Annotated in this window: 18 protein-coding genes and 1 pseudogene; 18 read left to right on the top strand and 1 reads right to left on the bottom strand. The window is 61.3% G+C overall.

Annotated features, from left to right (window positions below; translation table 11 throughout):
• Window positions 1–48: 48 nt before the first annotated feature.
• The gene (locus tag JWR14_RS17990) at window positions 49–378 is read right to left on the bottom strand and encodes a hypothetical protein (protein WP_299709438.1); all 330 of its coding nucleotides are present in this window, start codon (window positions 376–378) and stop codon (window positions 49–51) included.
• A gap of 583 nt (window positions 379–961) precedes the next feature.
• Between JWR14_RS17990 and JWR14_RS17985 the strand changes: the two genes are divergently transcribed.
• The 18 genes and pseudogenes from JWR14_RS17985 to JWR14_RS17900 all read left to right on the top strand — a co-directional run.
• Window positions 962–1,951: a LysR family transcriptional regulator gene (locus JWR14_RS17985; RefSeq protein ID WP_299709436.1), complete on the top strand. Its 990-nt coding sequence runs from the start codon at window positions 962–964 to the stop codon at window positions 1,949–1,951.
• Complete coding sequence (locus JWR14_RS17980; protein WP_299709434.1) at window positions 1,948–3,423, top strand: NAD(P)/FAD-dependent oxidoreductase; 1,476 nt, start codon at window positions 1,948–1,950, stop codon at window positions 3,421–3,423. The genes JWR14_RS17985 and JWR14_RS17980 overlap by 4 nt, the downstream gene beginning before the upstream one ends.
• On the top strand, window positions 3,420–4,394 hold the full coding sequence (locus tag JWR14_RS17975) for an ABC transporter permease (protein ID WP_299709432.1): 975 nt from the start codon (window positions 3,420–3,422) through the stop codon (window positions 4,392–4,394). Before JWR14_RS17980 ends, JWR14_RS17975 begins: the two co-directional genes overlap by 4 nt.
• On the top strand, window positions 4,391–5,326 hold the full coding sequence (locus JWR14_RS17970; RefSeq protein WP_299709431.1) for an ABC transporter permease: 936 nt from the start codon (window positions 4,391–4,393) through the stop codon (window positions 5,324–5,326). Before JWR14_RS17975 ends, JWR14_RS17970 begins: the two co-directional genes overlap by 4 nt.
• On the top strand, window positions 5,323–6,369 hold the full coding sequence (locus tag JWR14_RS17965; protein ID WP_299709429.1) for an ABC transporter ATP-binding protein: 1,047 nt from the start codon (window positions 5,323–5,325) through the stop codon (window positions 6,367–6,369). Before JWR14_RS17970 ends, JWR14_RS17965 begins: the two co-directional genes overlap by 4 nt.
• A complete protein-coding gene (locus JWR14_RS17960) occupies window positions 6,366–7,379 on the top strand; it encodes an oligopeptide/dipeptide ABC transporter ATP-binding protein (RefSeq protein ID WP_299709427.1) in 1,014 nt (337 codons plus the stop codon). The genes JWR14_RS17965 and JWR14_RS17960 overlap by 4 nt, the downstream gene beginning before the upstream one ends.
• 49 nt (window positions 7,380–7,428) lie before the next feature.
• A complete protein-coding gene (locus tag JWR14_RS17955; protein WP_299709425.1) occupies window positions 7,429–9,006 on the top strand; it encodes an ABC transporter substrate-binding protein in 1,578 nt (525 codons plus the stop codon).
• Window positions 9,007–9,013: 7 nt separating this feature from the next.
• Window positions 9,014–10,348, top strand: a complete 1,335-nt coding sequence (locus JWR14_RS17950; RefSeq protein WP_299709423.1) for an acyl-CoA thioester hydrolase/BAAT C-terminal domain-containing protein — start codon at window positions 9,014–9,016, stop codon at window positions 10,346–10,348.
• Complete coding sequence (locus JWR14_RS17945; RefSeq protein ID WP_299709421.1) at window positions 10,345–10,869, top strand: CMD domain protein; 525 nt, start codon at window positions 10,345–10,347, stop codon at window positions 10,867–10,869. Before JWR14_RS17950 ends, JWR14_RS17945 begins: the two co-directional genes overlap by 4 nt.
• Complete coding sequence (locus tag JWR14_RS17940) at window positions 10,866–11,444, top strand: peroxidase-related enzyme (RefSeq protein WP_299709419.1); 579 nt, start codon at window positions 10,866–10,868, stop codon at window positions 11,442–11,444. Before JWR14_RS17945 ends, JWR14_RS17940 begins: the two co-directional genes overlap by 4 nt.
• A gap of 125 nt (window positions 11,445–11,569) precedes the next feature.
• Window positions 11,570–12,568 carry an AraC family transcriptional regulator gene (locus JWR14_RS17935; RefSeq protein ID WP_299709416.1) on the top strand — a complete coding sequence of 333 codons (999 nt, stop codon included), beginning with the start codon at window positions 11,570–11,572 and terminating at the stop codon, window positions 12,566–12,568.
• Between the two features lie 537 nt (window positions 12,569–13,105).
• Entirely contained in the window at window positions 13,106–13,678 is a 573-nt protein-coding gene (locus JWR14_RS17930) for a carboxymuconolactone decarboxylase family protein (RefSeq protein ID WP_299709413.1), read from the top strand.
• Window positions 13,675–14,787, top strand: a complete 1,113-nt coding sequence (locus tag JWR14_RS17925; RefSeq protein WP_299709410.1) for an acyl-CoA dehydrogenase family protein — start codon at window positions 13,675–13,677, stop codon at window positions 14,785–14,787. Before JWR14_RS17930 ends, JWR14_RS17925 begins: the two co-directional genes overlap by 4 nt.
• Window positions 14,784–15,572, top strand: a complete 789-nt coding sequence (locus tag JWR14_RS17920) for an ABC transporter ATP-binding protein (protein ID WP_299709407.1) — start codon at window positions 14,784–14,786, stop codon at window positions 15,570–15,572. Before JWR14_RS17925 ends, JWR14_RS17920 begins: the two co-directional genes overlap by 4 nt.
• 86 nt (window positions 15,573–15,658) lie before the next feature.
• Window positions 15,659–16,849 (top strand): ABC transporter substrate-binding protein, encoded by a 1,191-nt coding sequence (locus JWR14_RS17915; protein WP_299709404.1) that lies wholly within the window; start codon window positions 15,659–15,661, stop codon window positions 16,847–16,849.
• A 97-nt stretch (window positions 16,850–16,946) separates the two neighbouring features.
• Window positions 16,947–17,678, top strand: a complete 732-nt coding sequence (locus JWR14_RS17910; protein ID WP_299709453.1) for an ABC transporter permease — start codon at window positions 16,947–16,949, stop codon at window positions 17,676–17,678.
• Window positions 17,679–17,931: 253 nt separating this feature from the next.
• Window positions 17,932–19,284 (top strand): TAXI family TRAP transporter solute-binding subunit, encoded by a 1,353-nt coding sequence (locus tag JWR14_RS17905; protein WP_299709401.1) that lies wholly within the window; start codon window positions 17,932–17,934, stop codon window positions 19,282–19,284.
• A gap of 331 nt (window positions 19,285–19,615) precedes the next feature.
• Window positions 19,616–20,034: pseudogene (locus tag JWR14_RS17900) on the top strand (putative sulfate exporter family transporter); the annotation flags it as partial.

Genomic DNA, 20,034 nt, shown 5'->3' with positions numbered 1-20,034 from the left:
AATTGCGACCCGGCGCGGAAGAATCGGAAGCGCCCCCGACCGATACCGCTAATCAGCCACCGGGCTACCGGGATTTCTAGATAAAACCCGATACTGATTGTATTCAATCCACGCCTCCCCGCCAAAGCTTGCCGATAGCATCGCGATTTTTTTTGGCGGCAAGCCCCGATCAAATGGAGTTGACTGATCCAAAATTTGACGGGCAGCCATGAATTTTGGCGAATCAAAATCGGCAAGAATATCTAACGAGTAAACGATATTTTCCATTCCGTAGTCCGTGACAAGGCACCGCGTCACATCCATGAAAATGATCGTCTTATGTTCTTTAAAATCGTCTGAGACCAATTCAAGATGCACCGCGCTATCTCGACTATCCACGCCATATCCTGCAAAGATCCAATCGTGGAATGAGTTAAATCTATCGAAGTTATCAAGCGTTTTTTATGGACTCCAAGGACTGAAAGGTACGACGTCAAGCGCTTTCGCTCGACTCTTTCCCGTCCAATTGTGGGCATGGGGTTGCATGGTGCGGCATTTGTTTCAACAGACCAACGCTAACCGATTACGACGTTCGCCCATCTCAATAAGGAGGCTGGCGCGCGGATGGTGATTTTCAAGGGGTTAGGATCAAGATACAGAAAGGGCTTTGAAACGTTATTTGTCGAGAAATTCTTTCGCTTGATATTTATCGACATTTCGCCCAAACCGCAAAGCGATTACTGATGTGCGTGAAATACTCGATCAGACGTGATGCATAGGTTGACTGCGCATCTGTTTGCTTTTTTGCCACGCCGCAGTCGGATATCCGCCCGTCCGCTGATCGTCCACCGCCCCATCCCCACCCGTCTTCCCACCTCCCGCACTATCTAAAGCATTTTTGATCATTTGCATTTCACATGCTAGGCGAGCAAGAATGCGTTTTATGCATTCATCGATCTGACTGATCGGGCCCCGCGTACTCATGGAAATCCGTCAACTGGAAGCGTTTGCCGCTGTCATGTCGGCCGGAAGTGTCACTGCCGCCGGGCGTTTGCTCGGGCGCTCGCAACCCGCGGTATCGCGCTCGATCCAGGAACTGGAAGCTGAGATCGGCTATCCGCTGTTCCAGCGTTTCGGCCCACGCGTCGCGCCCACACGAGAGGCATCCGAGCTCTACCAGGACGTCGAACGCACCCTGGCAAGCTTGCGTCAGGTGAAATCGCGCGCTGAGCAGATCGCACGGCAAGCACCCCCGCCGCTCACCATTGCCGCCACCTCTGCGCTTGCCGCCGGACTCGTGCCTCGTGCGTTGGCTTTGCTCAACGAAGACCATCCGCTGGAGTCCGTGCACTTGCGCAGCGCCGCCCCCGAACAGGTCGTCGATGCCGTGCTGAACGGCATTGTCGATATGGGTATCTCAAGCCTGCCGCTCGAACATCGCGGCGTGCTGGTTCATTGGATTGGCGAAGCTGCGTGCGTTGCTGCTGTACACGCCGACGATCCGCTCGCACGAGCGCCGCGCATCGCATTGAGCGATTTTGCACACCGTCGTCTCGTCACAATGCAGAACCCCTACCGCTTGCGGCCACGGCTCGACTCGGCATTCGCTCAAGCGGGCGTGCGCACGGCCGGCGTGATCGAAACCAACTCGTCGCTGAACGCGCTCGGCGCGGTGCGCGCGGGACTCGGACTCGCCGTGCTGGAGCCGGTGACCGCGTTTGGATTGCCCGTCGAAGGCGTGGTGATCCGACCTCTGGATATCCACATCGCGTTCCTGTTCGGCGTCATCACGCCCGAGTTCCGGCCGCCCGGTGCAGCGACCCTCGCCGCGGCGCAAGCGCTGGCGCAAGCTGCCGCCGAGATCCTCCCCGACTTCGTCCTCCACGACGCGAACCAGCACAGCGCGATTCTTCAAGCGCTTTACGGCGAGCCCGACGACATCCTTAATCCGACCGAAGAGCCCGCCACGTGAGCCTCGACAAAAACGTACCATCGACACCCCCCACTGGCCTCGCGGCGCTCGAAGCGCGCCTTGCGGACGACCTGTCGTTGCTCGAATTGCCCGCGCGCGAATGGGTGCCTGGCAAGACGCACAACGGCAGCGAAGTGCTGGACGTGGCGGTGATCGGCGGTGGCATGGCCGGGCTGGCAGCTTCGGCCGCGCTAAAGCTGCTGGGCGTGCGGGTACGCATTTTCGACCGCTCACCGCAGGGACTGGAAGGTCCTTGGGCTACGACCGCGCGTATGGAAACGCTACGCTCACCGAAGCAATTGACGGGTCCCGCTTTGGGCCTGCCCGCGCTGACGTTCCGCGCATGGTTCGAGGCTCAATTCGGCACGGAAGCATGGCAAGCGCTCGATAAGATCGACCGCCTGCAATGGATGCAATATCTGGTGTGGTATCGCCGCGTGCTTGCACTCGATGTCCGCAACGGCCACACTATTGAAGCCGTGACGCCGCGTGCCGACGGTCTCGTCGTATTGAGCGTGCGAACACATGATCGACGTATCGATGTCTACGCGCGACGTGTCGTGCTTGCTACCGGGCGCGACGGATTGGGCGGCCCGGCATTGCCGTCGTTTGTAGAAAGATTGCCGCGTAGTCGTTGGGCGCATTCATCGGATACCACCGATTACACCACGCTAGCGGGAAAGCGCGTCGCCGTGATCGGCGGCGGTTCGTCTGCCATGGACAGCGCCGCTACAGCGCTCGAAGCAGGCGCTGCCAGCGTCGATTTGCTGATAAGGCGAGCGGACCTACCACGCGTGAACAAGGGCAAGGGGGCCGGCAATCCGGGACTGACCCATGGGCACCAAACGCTGCCCGACGAATGGAAATGGAAAATCCGCCACTACATCAATACCGTCCAGGTGCCCCCGCCACGTGGCAGCACGTTGCGGGTATCGCGTCATCCGAATGCACGCTTTAATCTCGGTTGCCCGGTGCTATCGGTTGAAAATACGGAGAACGGTCTTTCAATCCAAACCCCCAAGGGCACCTTTACAGCCGACTTCCTCGTGGTCTCCACGGGCTTCAAGGTCGACTGGTCCGCGCGCCCGGAATTCGCTGCATTTGGCTCCCATATCCGCACCTGGGCCGACCGCTACACGCCGCCACCCGGCGATGAAGACACCGAGTTATCCGACTCGCCCGATGTCGGACCCGCGTTTGAATTCATCGAGAAGTCCCCGGGCGTTTGCCCCGGCTTGTCGCGCATCCACTGCTTCTGCTATCCCGCGTCGCTCTCGCAAGGCGCCGTCTCCGGCGATATTCCCGCTATCAGTACAGGCGCAAAACGTCTTGCCCAGGGGTTAGCGAGCTTGTTGTATAGCGAAGACGTGGAGCAGCATTACGAAGCGCTGGAAGCGTACGCAGAACCGGAGCTCTACGGTGACGAATGGCAACCGGCCGAAGCACCGCCCCAGTATGCGGAGGACCAATGAGCGGCTGGCTCATTCGCCGAATCGCGCAGGCGGCGTTCGTCGTGCTGCTGATGACGCTGATCGTGTTCATCGGTCTGCACGCGATCGGCAATCCGATTGATATTCTCATCGGACAGGACGTCGATCAGGTCGACCGGGCGCGCATCATTGCTCACCTTGGTCTTGACCAGCCCCTCTGGAAACAGTATCTGGCGTTCCTTGCCGGCGCCATGCATGGCGATCTGGGCAACAGTTTCGTTTATAACGAGCCCGCGATTCGCCTGATCCTGCAGCGCCTTCCCGCGACCTTGGAACTCGCTGTTTCGGCGTTGCTGCTGGCGCTGGTGATTGGTATTCCGCTGGGTTTGTTCGCGGGATTGCATCCGCGCAATCCGCTGTCCAGGATGCTGATGACCGGCAGCATTGTCGGCTTCTCGTTGCCGACTTTCTGGGTCGGCCTGATGCTCATCATGTTGTTCAGCGTGAAGCTCGGCTGGCTACCCGCCAGTGGACGCGGCGCGACCGCGAGCCTGTTCGGTGTCCAGTGGTCGTGGCTCACACTCGACGGCCTGCGCCACCTGATCCTGCCCGCGCTGAATCTGTCACTCTTCAAGATATCGCTGGTATTGCGCCTGACGAGCGCGGGCGTGCGCGAAGTCATGCCGATGGAACACGTGCGTTTTGCCCGCGCCAAGGGGTTGTCGCCCACGCGCGTGGTACTCGTTCACATCCTGCGCAATACGCTGATTCCGCTTGTCACGGTGATCGGTCTCGAGTTTGGTTCGACCATCGCGTTCGCGGTGGTCACTGAAACCGTGTTCTCGTGGCCGGGCGCTGGCAAGCTGATCCTCGACAGCATCAATGCGCTCGATCGCCCGGTGATCCTGTCGTACCTGATCGTGGTCGTCTGCATGTTCGTCTCGCTGAATCTGTTCGTCGATATCCTCTACAAGTTTCTCGATCCGCGTGTGCGGCTGGAGGGCACGCGATGAGCACGACTCCGCTGGTTCCCAAAACGGAAACGCCCGTGCGCGGCGCGCTCAAACGCCGTCAGTCGCCATGGCGTCAGCTCGTTGCTGACTTTGGACGTTCTCCCGTGGCGATGGCGGCGTTGATCGTCGCGATACTGCTGGTGCTCGCGGCCATTTTTGCGCCACTGATCACGCCGCAAAATCCCTACGACCTCTTGCAGTTCGATGTCCTCGATGCCCGCCTTCCCCCCGGTTCGATGAACGGCGCCGGCACGCATGCGTACTGGCTCGGCACCGACGGCCAGGGCCGCGACCTGTATTCCGCCATGCTCTACGGCTTGCGCCTGAGTCTGTCCGTGGGCCTCGGCTCGGCAGTGATCGCGGGCGTAGTGGGCACCGTGTTCGGCCTTATCGCCGCTTATGCCGGCGGCAAGGTCGACAGCCTCATCATGCGGCTCGTGGACTTGTTGCTCGCCTTCCCGTCCATCCTCGTCGCCATGATGCTGCTCGCGTTCCTGGGCAAGAGCGTGACGAACGTCGTGCTCACGCTGGTGCTGATCGAGTGGGCGTATTACGCACGCACTGCGCGAGCGCAAGCGCTGGTCGAAGCACGGCGCGAATATGTTGAAGCTGCGCGCAGTCTCGCGATTCCCAACTGGCGCATCGTGCTCGTTCATATCCTGCCCAACTGTCTGCCGCCGCTGATCGTGGTCGGCACGCTGCAAGTCGCGCGCGCGATCACGCTGGAAGCAACGTTGTCGTTCCTTGGACTTGGCGTACCGATCACCGAGCCCTCGCTCGGGCTACTGATTGCCAACGGTTATCAGACCATGCTCTCCGGTGAATACTGGACCAGCGTCTATCCGGGTCTTGCGCTGCTGGCCATGCTGGTATCGATCAACATGGTGGGCGACCGTCTGCGTGAATTGCTCAATCCGAGGTTCGTGAAATGAGCGGCGCTGCCCTCCATGATTTCCATACCGCGGACAACACGCTCGAAGTCCGCCATCTGCGAACGCGCTTCTTCACGCGTGAAGGCGAACTGCCCGCTGTTGAAGACGTCTCGCTCACGCTCGCGCGCGGTCGCGTGCTGGGTCTCGTAGGCGAATCGGGATCGGGGAAATCGGTGACCGGCTTCTCGATCATGGGACTCATCGATGCCCCCGGCCGTGTGGTCGGTGGCGAGATATTGTTCAAGGGCAAGAACCTTGTCGGCTTGCCCGAAGCGGACATGCGGCGCCTGCGCGGCAGCCGTATCGCGATGGTGTTCCAGGACCCCATGTCCACGCTTAATCCGGTGCAGCGCGTGGATGCGCAAATGATCGAAGCCGTGCGCGCGCATCGCGATGTGAGCCGGAGCGCCGCGCGGGAACAGGCGAGCGAAGCGCTGGCGGCCATGGGTATTGCCAGTCCTGACGAACGGCTGCGCGCGTATCCGCATCAGTTGTCGGGCGGCATGCGGCAGCGTGTGGCAATCGCGATTGCGATGCTGCACAAGCCGGATCTGATCATCGCCGATGAACCCACTACCGCACTCGATGTCACCATCCAGGCGCAGATTCTGTCCGAAGTGCAAACGCTCGTGCGCACGCAAGGCACGTCGCTGATCTGGATCACGCACGACCTGTCCGTGGTGGCGGGGCTCGCCGATGATATCGCCGTGATGTATGCAGGACGGATCGTTGAACAGGGCACCGTAGATGCGGTGCTCGACCGTCCGCAGCATCCGTACACTGCCGGTCTGATCGACAGCTTGCCGAGCCTCAACACGCGGGGTAAAAGGCTCAGGCAGATTGCAGGCATCACACCGGATCTGCGCTCATTGCCGCCGGGCTGTGCGTTCGCTGCGCGCTGCACGCGGGCCACGGCGGTCTGCTCGACGCCTCCGCTACTTGGACCCTCGCCGGCCGCGCAGGCGTCCGAGCATGGCACGCATCTCGTGCGTTGTTTTCATCCCGGCCGCCACGCCGATGTCCGCACGGAGACCACAGCATGAGCGAGATCAAAGCACGCGCGCTGGTTGAACTGCGCGGCGTCAGCCAGCGCTTCGGCGAACGCAACGAGAACGCCGCGAAACGCTGGCTGCGCGAGCGAAACGTGCTCGCGGCGCAAGCGATTACGCGAGCCGTCGAACATGTCGATCTTGCGATAACGCCCGGCGAAGTGGTCGGTCTGGTCGGCGAATCCGGCTGCGGAAAGTCAACGCTCGGCCGCATTGTCTCGGGCCTTATCGCGCCGACCGAAGGCGACGTGCTAGTGGATGGACAGGACCGCGCGGCCATGTCGCCAACAGAGTTGCGCACCGCGCGGCTGGCGATCCAGATGATCTTCCAGGACCCGTATTCGAGCCTGAATCCGCGAAGGCGTATTAGCGATATCGTCGGGGAGGCGCCGCTTATTCACGGCATGGTCGAACGCGCCGATCTGGACGACTACGTAGCGGCACAATTAAAACGCGCAGGCCTGGATCCGTCGCTTGCCGACCGATATCCGCATGAGTTCAGCGGCGGTCAGCGGCAACGCATTGGCATTGCGCGAGCGCTTGCGGTCAACCCGTCCATGCTCGTCTGCGATGAAGCGGTCGCCGCGCTGGATGTATCGATACAAGCGCAGATCCTGAATCTCTTCATGGACTTGCGCGAGCAGTTCAATCTCACATACCTGTTCATCAGTCACGACCTGGGCGTGGTCGAACAATTGTCGGATCGCGTGGTGATCATGTATCTCGGGCGCGTGGTGGAAAGCGCCCCCGTCGAAGAAATATTCCGTCATCCGAATCATCCTTACACGCAGACCTTGCTGGCGGAGATTCCGCGTATCGATGCGCGCAAGAAGCACTTCACCGCGATTCGCGGCGAGATGCCAAGCCCGCTCGCGCCGCCATCGGGTTGCCATTTTCATCCACGCTGCCCACACGCCATGCTGCGTTGCAAGACCGAAGTGCCACGCTTGGCGCGCATCGCTATCGAGCATGTCAGCGCGTGTCACCTGAACGACGCTCATTAATCGACGCGCCCTAAGTTTCAAAACACACTTAAGAAAAAGGAATTGCATCGTGAAACGCCTGATCCTTTCCACGCTGACCGCCGCGCTCGCCAGTGCCGCGCTGTTCAGTACGGCCGCGTCGGCGCAGACGCTCAACGTTGCGTTCGCCGATCCGCTCTCGTCGCTCGATCCGCAACTGAACAACTACGCGGGGGACCGCTCCGTCGACCTGCACTTCTGGGATCTGCTGGTCGAGAACCACAACAACGTGCTCGCGCCCGGCCTCGCGACAAGCTGGAAGTCGACCGGCAACGACACGTGGGAATTCAAGCTGCGCCATGACGTCAAATGGCAGGACGGTACGCCATTCACCGCAGACGACGTGATCTATTCGTATCAGCGAGCGCGCAATGTGCCGGGAACCATCGCCACCTTCGCGGGGTATCTGCGGACCATCGCGTCCGTCACTGCGCCTGATCCCTACACACTGATCATCAAGACAAGCTCACCGACGCCGGACCTGCCGCTTAACCTGACGTCGGTTCATATTGTGAGCAAGCATATTGGTGAGAAATCGACGACGGAAGACTACAACGCCGGACGCGCGATGATCGGCTCCGGGCCATACAAGTTCGTTTCGTACACGCCGGGCGACCGCGTGGTGATGACGCGTAACGATGCTTACTGGGGCGCCAAGCCGATCTGGGACAAGGTGAACTACCGCTACGTAAGCAACGCGGCAGCTCGCACGGCGGCGCTGTTGTCGGGCGACGTGGATATGATCGACAAGGTCTCCGTCTCCGACCTGCCGCGTCTCAAGCAGTCGCCGAAAGTATCCGTGTTCGCGTATCCGGGTTTGCGTGTGTTGATACTTCAACCGAGTTTCCGTGAAGGACCGAGCCCGACCATCACGGACAATGCCGGCAAGCCATTGACCAAGAATCCGCTTCTCGACGTGCGCGTGCGCCGCGCGTTATCGCTGGCAATCAATCGCCCCGCCATCACCGACCGCATCCTGCAAGGTGCAGCAACGGTCGCCAACCAGTGGATGCCGGCCAAGACCTTCGGTTATAACCCGGACGTGAAGGACATCCCCAACGACCCGGTCCAGGCAAAAAAACTGTTGGCCGAAGCAGGCTTTCCGGACGGCTTCCAGTTGACGCTCAGCGTGCCTAACGATCGTTATCCGCAAGCGCCGGAAACGGCGCAGGCGGTGGCGCAGTTCTGGACGCGCATTGGCGTGAAGACGAAAGTCGAAGTGATGCCGTGGGCCAGCTACGCCAGCCGCGCCAACAAGAACGAGTTTGCAGTTAGCATGATTGCCTGGGGTAACGGCACGGGCGAAGCAAGCTATGCGCTCGTCAACATTCTCGGCACCGTCGATCCGAAAAAGGGCATTGGTTCGTCGAACTGGGGCCGTTATAGCAGCCCGGCCGTTGACCACGCGCTCGACGCCGCTACAGCCGAGTTCGATGCCACCAAGCGCGAAGCCATCTTGCGGCAGTCGGTGAAGGTGGTCAGCGACGACGTGGGCATCATCCCGCTCTTTCACTACGAGAACATCTGGGCCGCGAAGAAAGGCTTGAAAGTGACACCCATAGTAAGCGACCGGACGACCGCGATGATGGTTACGCGCAGCGGCAATTGAGGCCAACATGATCGATATCACGGCGACACCCGGCGATGATCTGATCGATGTTGCGCGGCGCATTGCAGTGACCGGCGCGCGCGCGAGCTCATTGCTGACGCTTCGCACACAGACCGTGCGCGGCGCAGGCACGGTCTGGACCAGCCGAGCAGTCTTTCGTGCCGATGACCACGGCGTCGTCGACCTTGCCCGGGACGCGCCGGTTGAAGGCGACTACGGCGGTGTATCGGCGATGGGCCTTATCTGGTCACAGGCTCCGGTCGTTGCGGGCAACCGCGAGGTGTTTCCTGCTGATGTCTCGGACGCGTTGTCGACCTGCATTGAAGTGATCGATGAGCGCGGACAGATATTGAGCGCGACGCTGCTGATCCAGAGGCTGATGGCGCCCGGCGTGCAACGGCGCGACATGCGCGTTGACGGCTGTGTTGGCACGTTGTTCCTGCCCGCAACACCGGGGCCTCATCCCGTGGTGCTCGTGCTGAATGGTTCAGGTGGCGGCATCAACGAACCGCGCGGCGCGCTTTACGCATCGCGCGGATATGCCGCCCTCGCACTGGGTTACTTCAAGACGCCGGGGCTGTCCGACTACATCTCCAATACGCCGCTCGAATATTTTCGCCGCGCGCTCGACTGGATCACGCGCGAGTTGCAACCAGCGCTCGGCTTCATTGCAGTGAGCGGGCAATCGCGCGGCGGCGAACTCGCGCTGCTGCTCGGCGCAACCTATCCGGATCGCATCAAGGCAGTGATTGGTTATGTGCCCGGCGCGGTCATTCATAGTGCGCAGAACGCCGCCGATCCCGCAACAGGTCGCGAAGGTCCGACCTGGCTGCTCGACGGCAAGCCCCTGCCGCACCTGTGGGAAAACAACCGCACGGCTAGCTGGAAACCCTTCGACGATGGCCCGCCGCCGCATCGTCACGAACGCGCGATCCGAACGGCGTTGCTCGACAGGGAAGCGGTGGAGCGGGCGCGGATTCCCGTCGAAAAGACGAATGGGCCGGTGCTGCTGCTCTCCGCCACCGACGACGGTTCGTGGCCCTCCTCGGACTATTCACGCATGGTCGTGGAGCGGCTTGAACGGGAGAAGCATGCGTATCCGGTGCGCCATCTCGACTTCGATAACGCCGGCCACGCGATCGTTTTTCCGTATGTGCCGACCACTCAACTCGTGTATGCGCATCCCGTGTCCGGACGCATCAGCACGGGCGGTGGCGAACCCGCGGCGAACGCACGCGCCGATGAATCATCGTGGCGCGAAGTGCTGGCTTTTCTCGACGCAGCCGTCCATTCCCGCGCCTCACAAAGCGCCCGCAATTCTTTCAGGCAGGAGCAACCATGACAGACACCTACGATCTCAGCACCGATATTGTCGACCGGATTGCGGGCCTCACACCCGGTTCGCCGGCCTACGTAACGCGACATAAACGCGACAAGGTCGCCGCCGCCACGCAGCGCAGCTACGACGCTTTATTCGATCCCGCGCTGCCGGATTTGTCGTTGACCGACCGTTTGCTTGTAGCGTTATATGCCTGCACGTTGTCGAATGCCCCTGCGTTAGCGACGCATTATGCGGAACGGCTTGCTTCGATCAACGCGGACCGTGCCGTGATCGATCAGATCGCACAAGGTTCGATCGACGCTCAGGAACCTCGCTTGCGTGCGATGCTCACCTTCACGCGCACGCTGATCCAGTCACCCATAGACGGCGATAAAGCCGCGCTCGAACTGTTGCCCGCCGCCGGCATTCCAACACCCGCCGTGGTCGCCCTTGCGCAGTTGATCGCCTTTCTTTCTTATCAGATTCGCCTGACGGCCGGTTTGCGCGCGCTGCAGGTCTTGAACGCAACGGAGGCAGCATGAGCCGGTTAATTGAAGCGCATGGCTTTACGAATCGCGTGCTGGGATGGGACGCGTGGCTGGACGTGGTGGAACTCGCCGATGCCTCCCCCGAGCAGGTCACCGTGCTCGAAGAAAGTCATCCAAAGGCGAAGGAATCCGACTATTACCTGTTCCTCGTGCATCAGCCCGAAATCCTGAGGCAGCGCTCGGCGGCCTTTAACGCAATCATGTATGCACCGGGCGGCTTGCCGCGTACGGAGCGGGAGTTGGCATCAACGGTCGTTTCGCGCGTCAACGGCTGTGTGTATTGTGCTTCCGTGCACGCGCAGCGTTTCGAGCAACTGGCGAAACGCGACGACGTGATTGAACAGGTTTTCAACGACCCGGCTACCGCTGGAACGTCGCCACGCGAAAAGGCGATCGTGCTGGCGTCGATCGACCTGACGCTTACGCCGGGTCAGGTTGAACCGGCACAGTTGCGGGCGCTGCGAGAGGTGGGTTTGAGCGACGACGAGATCCTCGACCTGATTCATTCCATCGCCATTTTCGCGTGGGCCAACCGCCTGATGCTCAATCTCGGCGAACCAGTTGGATAAGCGGGCCGGGGTTGATCGGCGCCGATCACGTCGAAACGGAATAAGGTTCCAACAACAAGTTCTTTGCGTTGTTCCGGCAGGACAGGTACGTATAGCGATTGACCGCTGAACCATGCCGAGCCTTCATGCCCCTCATACCCCCTCACGCCGAAAAAATTGCTGACTGGCTGCTTGCCGGTCTGGAACTCAAAAGCACGCTGTTTCATGTCGGCCAGTATTGCGGGAGCTGGCAGGCATCGACGGCGGGCCATCAGCAGGCGAGTTTCCATGTCGTGTTGCATGGCGAATGCTGGTTGCATTTGCCTGCCAAGCCGGGGCGCAACGCGATGAGCGTGCACCTGACGCAGGGCGACGCAGTGTTTCTGCTGCACGACATGCCGCATTGTCTTTCACCGCTGCCCGTGGCGCCGCCGGCCGGTCAGGAAAGCCAGCGAGCGGGTGCGATGGAGGCGCTTTCGTCGGACGAAAGTTCGACGCAACAGAGTCTTGGCCTGGCATGCGGGTTCTTCGAATTCCGTTCGGGTCTGGACGACCAGTTGCTCGGACTGATTCCCGATCACATCGTCGCCCGCCATAACACTGCGGCGCCCGATGGTCCCCGTGCCGTGTTCGACCTGATTCGCGCCGAGGTGCACCGGCATCCTGATGCCCCCTCGCCGCTGATCGCGCGCCTGACTGAGTTGCTGTTTTTCTACGCGCTGCGTTCGGTCGCAGCACGCGACGACATTGCGCCCGGTCTCTGGTCATTGATGCGTCGAGCGGAGTTTGCACCGCTGATTACCGCCATTATCGATACGCCTGCCGAGCGCTGGACGACTGACAGAATGGCGGATTTCGTGCACATGTCGCGTGCACGTTTCTGTAAGCAATTCGTAGAAGCATGCGGCCAACCGCCCGCGCAGTTCGTTACGCTGGTTCGCATGAAAGTGGCGGCGGCAATGCTTCGGAAAGGCACCACGACCCCGGATGCTGCGGAACAGGTGGGATATCAATCCGAGTCCGCGTTCGCGCAGGCGTTCAAGCGCGTGACCGGGGAGCAACCGGGTGCTTACCGCCGGACGCGTACGCAAGAGCCTGTGGCTTCGGGCCTTGCCGTTGATGAAAAGCAAGCAGCGCTGCACTGAGGCATTATTTTCGCTCGCGCCGCTGGACGGGTTGAGGGGGCATTGCGCGTACAAATTTGGAGGGTGGGTGTCCGCGGATAGCGCGGGATGAACCTTGGGCAGGTTCAGTCACTGGTGGCGAAGCGTGTGGGTATCTGTGTTCGGAGAAGGAGGGTTTCACACATCCTCCGCTCTGGCGAGCACCGTGCTTTTGGGGCACCCATGAATCGAAACTGCACGCTGTGGACACTTAGGGTAGCGTGTTTTGAAAGCGTTTTCTTTGCTTCGTTTCTTTGTCGCTAAGGACCAAGAAATGACGCGCCGCCACGCGCAGTGGCTAACAGTGATAAAGAAATTAGCTCACTCAGGCAGACCACTAACCCTGAAAGCACCAACCCGGCACTGACCCCGACCACTACCCTCAAAACTGCCAAGTCCCCACCCCCGTCCACTGGCGCGAGCACCCCCTGAGACGAATAAGCATCAATCGCAGACGCACGCGCATTGCTGCAAACACCTGGCCCATTGACAATGCTCACTCGACTACGAGGAACCGTCATGAGCCGTCTGCCGTTGCAAACCATTGAAAGCGCACCCGAAGCAAGCCGCCCTTACCTTGAGAAGGCGTTGGCGAACAACGGCTTTTTGCCCAATCTGGTGGCATCGCTTGCGAACGCGCCCACTGCGCTTGAGACCTACCTGACCGTGGCGGCTATCAATGGCCGTAGCGGCCTGACGCTCGCTGAGCGCGAAACCGTGCAGATCACGGCAGCGGCTATCCACGGCTGCGGCTTTTGCGTCGCCGGACACACGGCGGTCGCATTGAAGAAGGCACAATTGGATGCACCGCTGGTGGAGTCGATCCGCGACCAATCGACAATTAACGATGCCCGGCTCGACGCAGTTGCCGTGTTCACCCGTGCTGTGATCGCTTCGCGCGGTGGAGTATCGGATGAAGAGCTGAACACCTTCCGCGCCGCCGGTTTTACCGATGCCAACGCGCTCGAAGTCGTGCTCGGCGTCAGCCTCGCCACCTTGTGCAACTTCGCCAACAACCTCTCGCAAAACGAACTCAATCCGGAACTGGCGGCTTACCGGTGGGAACCCAAAGCCAAGGCACACACTGCATGACCACCTCTGCGTTGCGACCGGTTGCGAACGAGCTTGAGGCGTGGCTCGACACGCATGCCGAAGCTATCGACACAGGGCAGGACCTTGCGCCCGAGATCCTGCCGCGACTCGGCCGGGCGGGTCTGTTCCGTGTCGGCGTGCCGGTCGATCTGGGCGGGTCGGGCGGCGTGATTGGCGATGCAATAGAAGCGGTCGCGAACGTGGCCGAACAATCGCTTGCGGCAGCGTTCGTGTTCTGGGGACAACGCACTTTTATCGAATATCTGCTGCAAAGTCCAAACGAGACGTTACGCACACGTTGGCTCGACCGGCTGCTCAGCGGCGAACTGGCGGGCGCAACGGGGCTGTCGAATGCGATGAAGTATCTATCGAACATCGAACCGTTGCAGATGAAAGCGATCTTGCTCGATCACGTGGGCGAGCGTGATCGATGGACACTCGATGGCAGCTTGCCGTGGATCACCAACCTGCGTCCCGAAGGTTTCGTCGCCGCAGCGGCATTCGATCACGCATCGGAAGACGGGGACATGCCCCCTTCCATCTTCGCTATCCCGCACGATGCGCCGGGCGTGACGCGTAGTGCTGACCTTGACCTGATCGCATTGCGTTCAAGCAATACAGCGGCATTGCGCGTGGAAGGCACGGTACTAGACGACGCGTTTCTCATTACCGCCGATGCCCCCGCCTGGCTCGCACGCGTGCGCCCCGGTTTCCTCGGACTTCAGTGTGGCATGTCGATCGGTCTTGCGCGCCGCTGCCTCGCGGCAGTCGGCGAAACAAGCCCGATATCGCGCGCTGCCGTAGAGGACGAAACAGCGGAGTTGGCGCGCGAACTCGACGACCTCACGCATCGGCTGAAAGAAGGCGTGCGCAACGGCACGTTTGTGTCCGCGCCGGCAGCGCTGTTCGAGATCCGCATCGCACTGGCGGCGGTAGTTGCGAGCGCCGTCGGGCTCGAAATCCAAGTGACCGGAGGCCGTGGTTATTTGCGCGGCCAGACCGGCACCGCGCGCCGCATGCGCGAGGCTGCGTTCGTGCCTATCGTTACGCCTAGTCTCGTGCAGCTTAAAAACCAGCTCGCGCTGCATCGCAAGGCACACGCCGCATGAGCCAGCCGACGGGGACGCATCAGCCGCTTGTTGAAGCGCGTGGCGTTGGTCTGACCTACCCGGGGCGCACCGTGCTGCAAGGGGTTAACTTGAGCGTGAGATCGGGCGAATTAGTGTCGGTGCTAGGACCCAGCGGGTCGGGTAAATCGACCCTGTTGCGCATTCTTGCCGGACTGCTGAAGCCGACCTCGGGGCAAATTTTTGTCGATGATGTTCCACTCGATGGTCCACGTCCTGACGTAGCGCTGGCATTCCAGGATCCATGCCTGCTGCCGTGGTTATCGGTTGAACGCAACGTGGGCTTCGGCCTGGGTTTCTCGCGGCAACCTGCACTCTCGCGGGCGCAACGGGGCGAGCGCGTGAGCGCCGCACTCGACGAAGTGGGCCTGTCCCATGCGCGCAGCTACATGCCGCACCAGTTGTCCGGTGGCATGGCACAGCGTACGGCCCTCGCCCGCTGCTTGACGCGTCAGCCGCGCACGCTATTACTCGATGAACCGTTCGGCGCGCTCGATGAAGTCACACGCGCCGGCATGCAGCGCCTGCTCGTCAAGGTTGTACAGGACACGCATGCGGGTACGGTGCTCGTGACCCACGACATAGACGAGGCGTTGCTCGTGTCCGACCGGATCGTGCTGCTTGGCGCCCGCGGTTCGTTGATCGCGCAATGGCATGTAAACGTACCTGCGCCGCGCGCCACCGAAGTGCAGGCGCTGGGCGCGTTGCGCATCGAGATTCTTCAGGCATTGCAAGACGTGATGTCGCGCGAGAGGACGATTGCTTAAAGCACCTTGAAGCCCCTGAAGCACCTCTGAAAACACAGCCGGCACTCAGCTTCCATTTCCATCAACGCAGCAAACGCAGGATCCCTATGTGCCAGCTTCCGATGTCACGCCGCGAGTGGCTGAAACTCGCCTCCATGTTCACCGTGGCGGGCGCGGCGCCCTTGCTCGGCTCGTTGAATGCGCGGGCCGCGAGTGAACCCGACGCACCGGTGCGGATCGGTTATCTGCCCATCACCGACGCCACCCCGCTGCTCGTCGCGCACAACAACGGCTACTTCGAGGCAGCCGGTGTGTCCGCCGAGAAACCCACGCTTCTGCGTAGCTGGGCGCAACTGGTTGAAGCGTTCCTTTCGGGCCAGGTCAACGTCGTCCACCTGCTTTCGCCGATGACAGTCTGGGCGCGCTACGGCAGCCAGGCGCCGGCGAAGGTCGTCGCGTGGAATCACGTGAACGGGTCGGGTATTACGGTGGCGCCCGGTATCGACAAGCTCGGCGATCTCGGCGGCAAGACCGTGGCAGTACCCTTCTGGTACTCCATCCATAACGTCGTGCTGCAGGACATGTTGCGCGCGCAAGGGCTCGTGCCGGTGCTCAAGAAAACCTCTGCAGCGAAGCCCAACGAAGTGAACCTGATCGTGATGTCGCCGTCCGATATGCCGCCCGCGCTAGCCGGCGGACAGATCGCCGGGTTCATCGTCGCCGAGCCGTTCAACGCGGCCGCCGAAGGGCTCAATATCGGCAAGGTGCTGCGCTTCACCGGCGACGTCTGGAAGAACCACGCGTGCTGCGTGGTGTTCATGCACGAGCAGGACCTGACCGGGCGTGCGGCGTGGTCGCAGAAGGTGGTGGACGCCATTGTGAAAGCACAGGTCTGGACTCGCGAGCATCCGGCGGAAGCGGCCCAGCTTCTTTCCAAGGAAGGCAAGAACCACTACACGCCGCACACGTCCCAGGTGCTGACGCGCGTGCTCGCTCCGCCGCCCGGCGACGCAGGCCGTTATCTCGCCGATCGGGCCATCATCCATGCGGACTGGCATGAGAAACGCATCGACTTCCAGCCGTATCCGTACCCGAGCTATACCGAAGAACTCGTGCGCCGCATGAAGACTACGCAGGTGGAAGGCAACGCGCAGTTCCTCGCCAAACTCGATCCGGCGTTTGTCGCGCGCGATCTCGTCGACGACCGGTTCGTCCGGAACAGCATCGCGGCAGTCGGCGGTATGAAGATGTTCGGCCTGCCCGATGGCTTCGCCCGTTCGGAGCATATCGTTGTCTAGCCTGTCCCCTTCGCGCGACGGGCTCGCCACGGCCGATACAAACAGCCCGGCACGCGGCCGGTCATGGTTCGGGCGCACCTGGCCGGGGCTCGCAGGTATGGTGGCTGTAGTGGCGCTCTGGTGGCTCGTGCTGACACTAGTGGCTGGGACGGATAGTCTTGCCGCCCAGTTCCTGCCGACACGCGCCCTTGCCGCGCTGCCGTCGCTCGTCACGGACGACCGGTTGTTCGTACACATTGTCACCAGCTTGCGACGCATTGCCGTCGGTCTGCTATGGGCGCTGCTAATCGGTGTGCCGCTCGGATTCCTGATCGGCCGGCTGCGCTGGCTCGATGCCGCGTTGTCGCCCACGCTCCAGTTCCTGCGCATGATTTCGCCGCTTTCATGGATGCCGATTGCGGTGATGTCACTCGGTGTGGGCGATCGGGCCGTGTACTTCCTGCTGAGCTTCGCCGCGCTATGGCCGCTCGTGATGAGCACAGCCGCAGGCGTGGCCCAGATCGACCGGCGCTGGCTGCAACTGGGCGAAAGCCTCGCGGCAACGCGCTTCGAAATGCTGTGGCATGTGTACGTGCCGGGCATCGCGGTCCATGTACTGACCGGCGTGCGGCTGTCCATCGGCATCCTGTGGATCGTGCTCGTGCCGGCGGAAATGCTGGGCGTGAGCGCGGGGCTGGGCTACCTCGTTCTCGATACCCGCGACCGGCTGGCTTACTCTGAGTTGACGGCGGTGATCCTGGTGATCGGCGCGCTGGGATTCCTGCTGGACTATGCCGCGCGGCTCGCCTACCGGCGCTTCGGCGCGGGGCGGCTTAACGGCGAGGAATAATCGTCATCGGGGCGCGGGCTCGGTCCGGCGCTCCTCTCAGTTGTTTGAAGTTTGAACACCCACTGCCTGACAGCGCCATCCGTTTCTCTCTCGACCCACGCGTTCCCCTATAAACTCGGCAGTGGGTCAGGTGTGCCCCAGTGCGGGTATCCTGCGGGTATCCATTAAGGCACAGACTTTGCTGTCGGCGAACTTTGCCTGACCATGGCTTGATGACATTCCTAAAAGTGTGAGGCTGTTCCCACGGGGTCTCATGAAACAACATCGCCCGTACCCCCCGCGTTTTCCGCACGACCACTCTCATGTGGCCTGGCGTGATCTTTCGTTGACGTCGGCACCCTTCGCGCTATTTTTCATCGTCTTGATCGGGTTGATCGTGTGGCTGGCAGACCCTGCTCCGCCGAGAACCATCACGATCAGCGCAGGTCCCGAGGACAGCGCGCTCCTGCATACCGCCGACGAGTACAAAAAAATCCTGGCCCGCAATGGCGTGACCCTCAAGGTGCTCCAATCCGATGGTTCGGTGCAAAATCTGCAACGACTCATGGACCCCAAGAGCCATGTCGATCTTGCGCTGGTCCAGGGGGGCGTATCGGATGCGGCGGCCAGGTCGTCGCTCATGTCGCTTGGAAGCGTCTTTTACGTTCCCCTCGTGGTGTTTTATCGTGGCAAGGGGATGACGCAGTTGTCGGACCTGGAGGGCAAGAGAATCGCGATAGGCCGCGAGGGCAGCGGCACCCGCCGGCTGTCGCTCAGCCTGCTCGAGGCCAACGGCATAGCCCCGGGAGGCGACACTCAACTTGTGCCGCTCGACGGCATGGACGCAGCGAAACAACTGGTGGCAGGCAACGTTGATGCGGCGCTGCTCAATGGCGACTCGACCACGCGCGTGTTGATGCTGAGGCTGCTGGGTATTCCGGGAATCTCCGTGATGGATTTCGCGGAAGCAAGCGCTTATACGCGGCTCTTTCCGTCTCTGGACGAAATCGACCTGCCGCCAGGCGTGCTCGATCTCCGGCGAAAGATACCTCCGCAAACCTTGCATCTGATTGGTCCGACCGTCGAAATCCTCGCGCGGCAAAACCTGCACCCGGCCATATCGGATCTGATCATTGAAGCGGCCCAGGAAGTCCACGGGATGCCGGGGTTGCTGCAAAACGCCGGGCAATTCCCCAGTCCTATCGCCCGTGAATACCCTATCAGCGAAGAGGCCACGCGCTACTACAAGTCGGGGAAGAGTTTCCTCTATCGCGTGCTGCCTTTCTGGGTCGCGAGCATCGCAGACCGGATACTGGTACTGCTGCTGCCCGTCGCCGTGCTGCTGATCCCTGCGTTGCGGCTGATCCCTGCGTTGTATGCGTGGCGCGTGAGATCGCGGATCTATCGGTACTACGGCGCGCTGATCGCCATAGAACGCAGCGTACTGGACAGCTCAACGGAGGCGGAGCGAAAGGCGCTCGTAGCGGAACTCGATCAGATCGAGGAATCCCTCAATACCTTGCGGATGCCGCTCGCGCATGCCGATGCTTTCTATGTCCTTCGCGAACACGTCGGGTTCGTGCGTGCGCATTTGAGCGAAGCGTCACGGCAGAAAGTGCACGGTTAGGGTTCGGGTGCCGTCACCGCCGGGGATGGTCGGCGGATTCAGTCGGAAGCCGTTCAGAGAACGGTCGGAGAACGAAGCACCCGCCCTAATACACAATTTCGGATTTAGAAATAGCGAATCGATATTGGCGCGTTCATGCGCGCCTGCCAATAATCCGATCGTGGAATTCCATGCGCCGCGGTGCGCGCGAACAATCAGGAGTGCTGCCACAGTGTCGGAATCAGGCGTTCCTCCACGGGCCGCACAAGCACCTTCAGTCTCCGTGCCGGTGGACGTAGCGAGTACCGTCCGGGCTCGCACGCACCTGTTTCATAACAATTTCGGGGCGACCATGAGCGATACACCCACCACCACTCCCGCGTACGAAGCCGAACGCCGGCCCGACCGGTCCAGCAGCGGTCCCTTTAAAACTGAAGATTGGTGGGCTGTCTGGATCGGCCTGGCGATCATCGTGATCGCGTACTTGCTGTTCGCGTCGGGCACAAGCATCAAGTGGCTGGCAGTCGCGCCCGCCAAATGGTCGAGCGTTTCCCAGGCTGCGACGGATCTGGGACATCACCTCCCGAACTACATCGCACTCTTTATCGTCTTTGCCATTCTGTTCGGCATCGTGGTTGCAGCGCTCGGGCAGCGGATAGCGCTGTTCCTACCGGGCTTTCTTGTTGTGTTCGTGGTGTCGACGCTGATTTTTATCGCCGGCGCCTGGACCAGTTCATCGACGTACAACCTCGAACCGCCGTTGATCGCACT

The sequence above is a fragment of the Caballeronia sp. genome (assembly GCF_028292365.1).
Lineage (GTDB): Bacteria > Pseudomonadota > Gammaproteobacteria > Burkholderiales > Burkholderiaceae > Caballeronia.
Note: the sequence above shows the minus strand (reverse complement) of the source record. Positions and strands in the feature narration are given on the sequence as shown.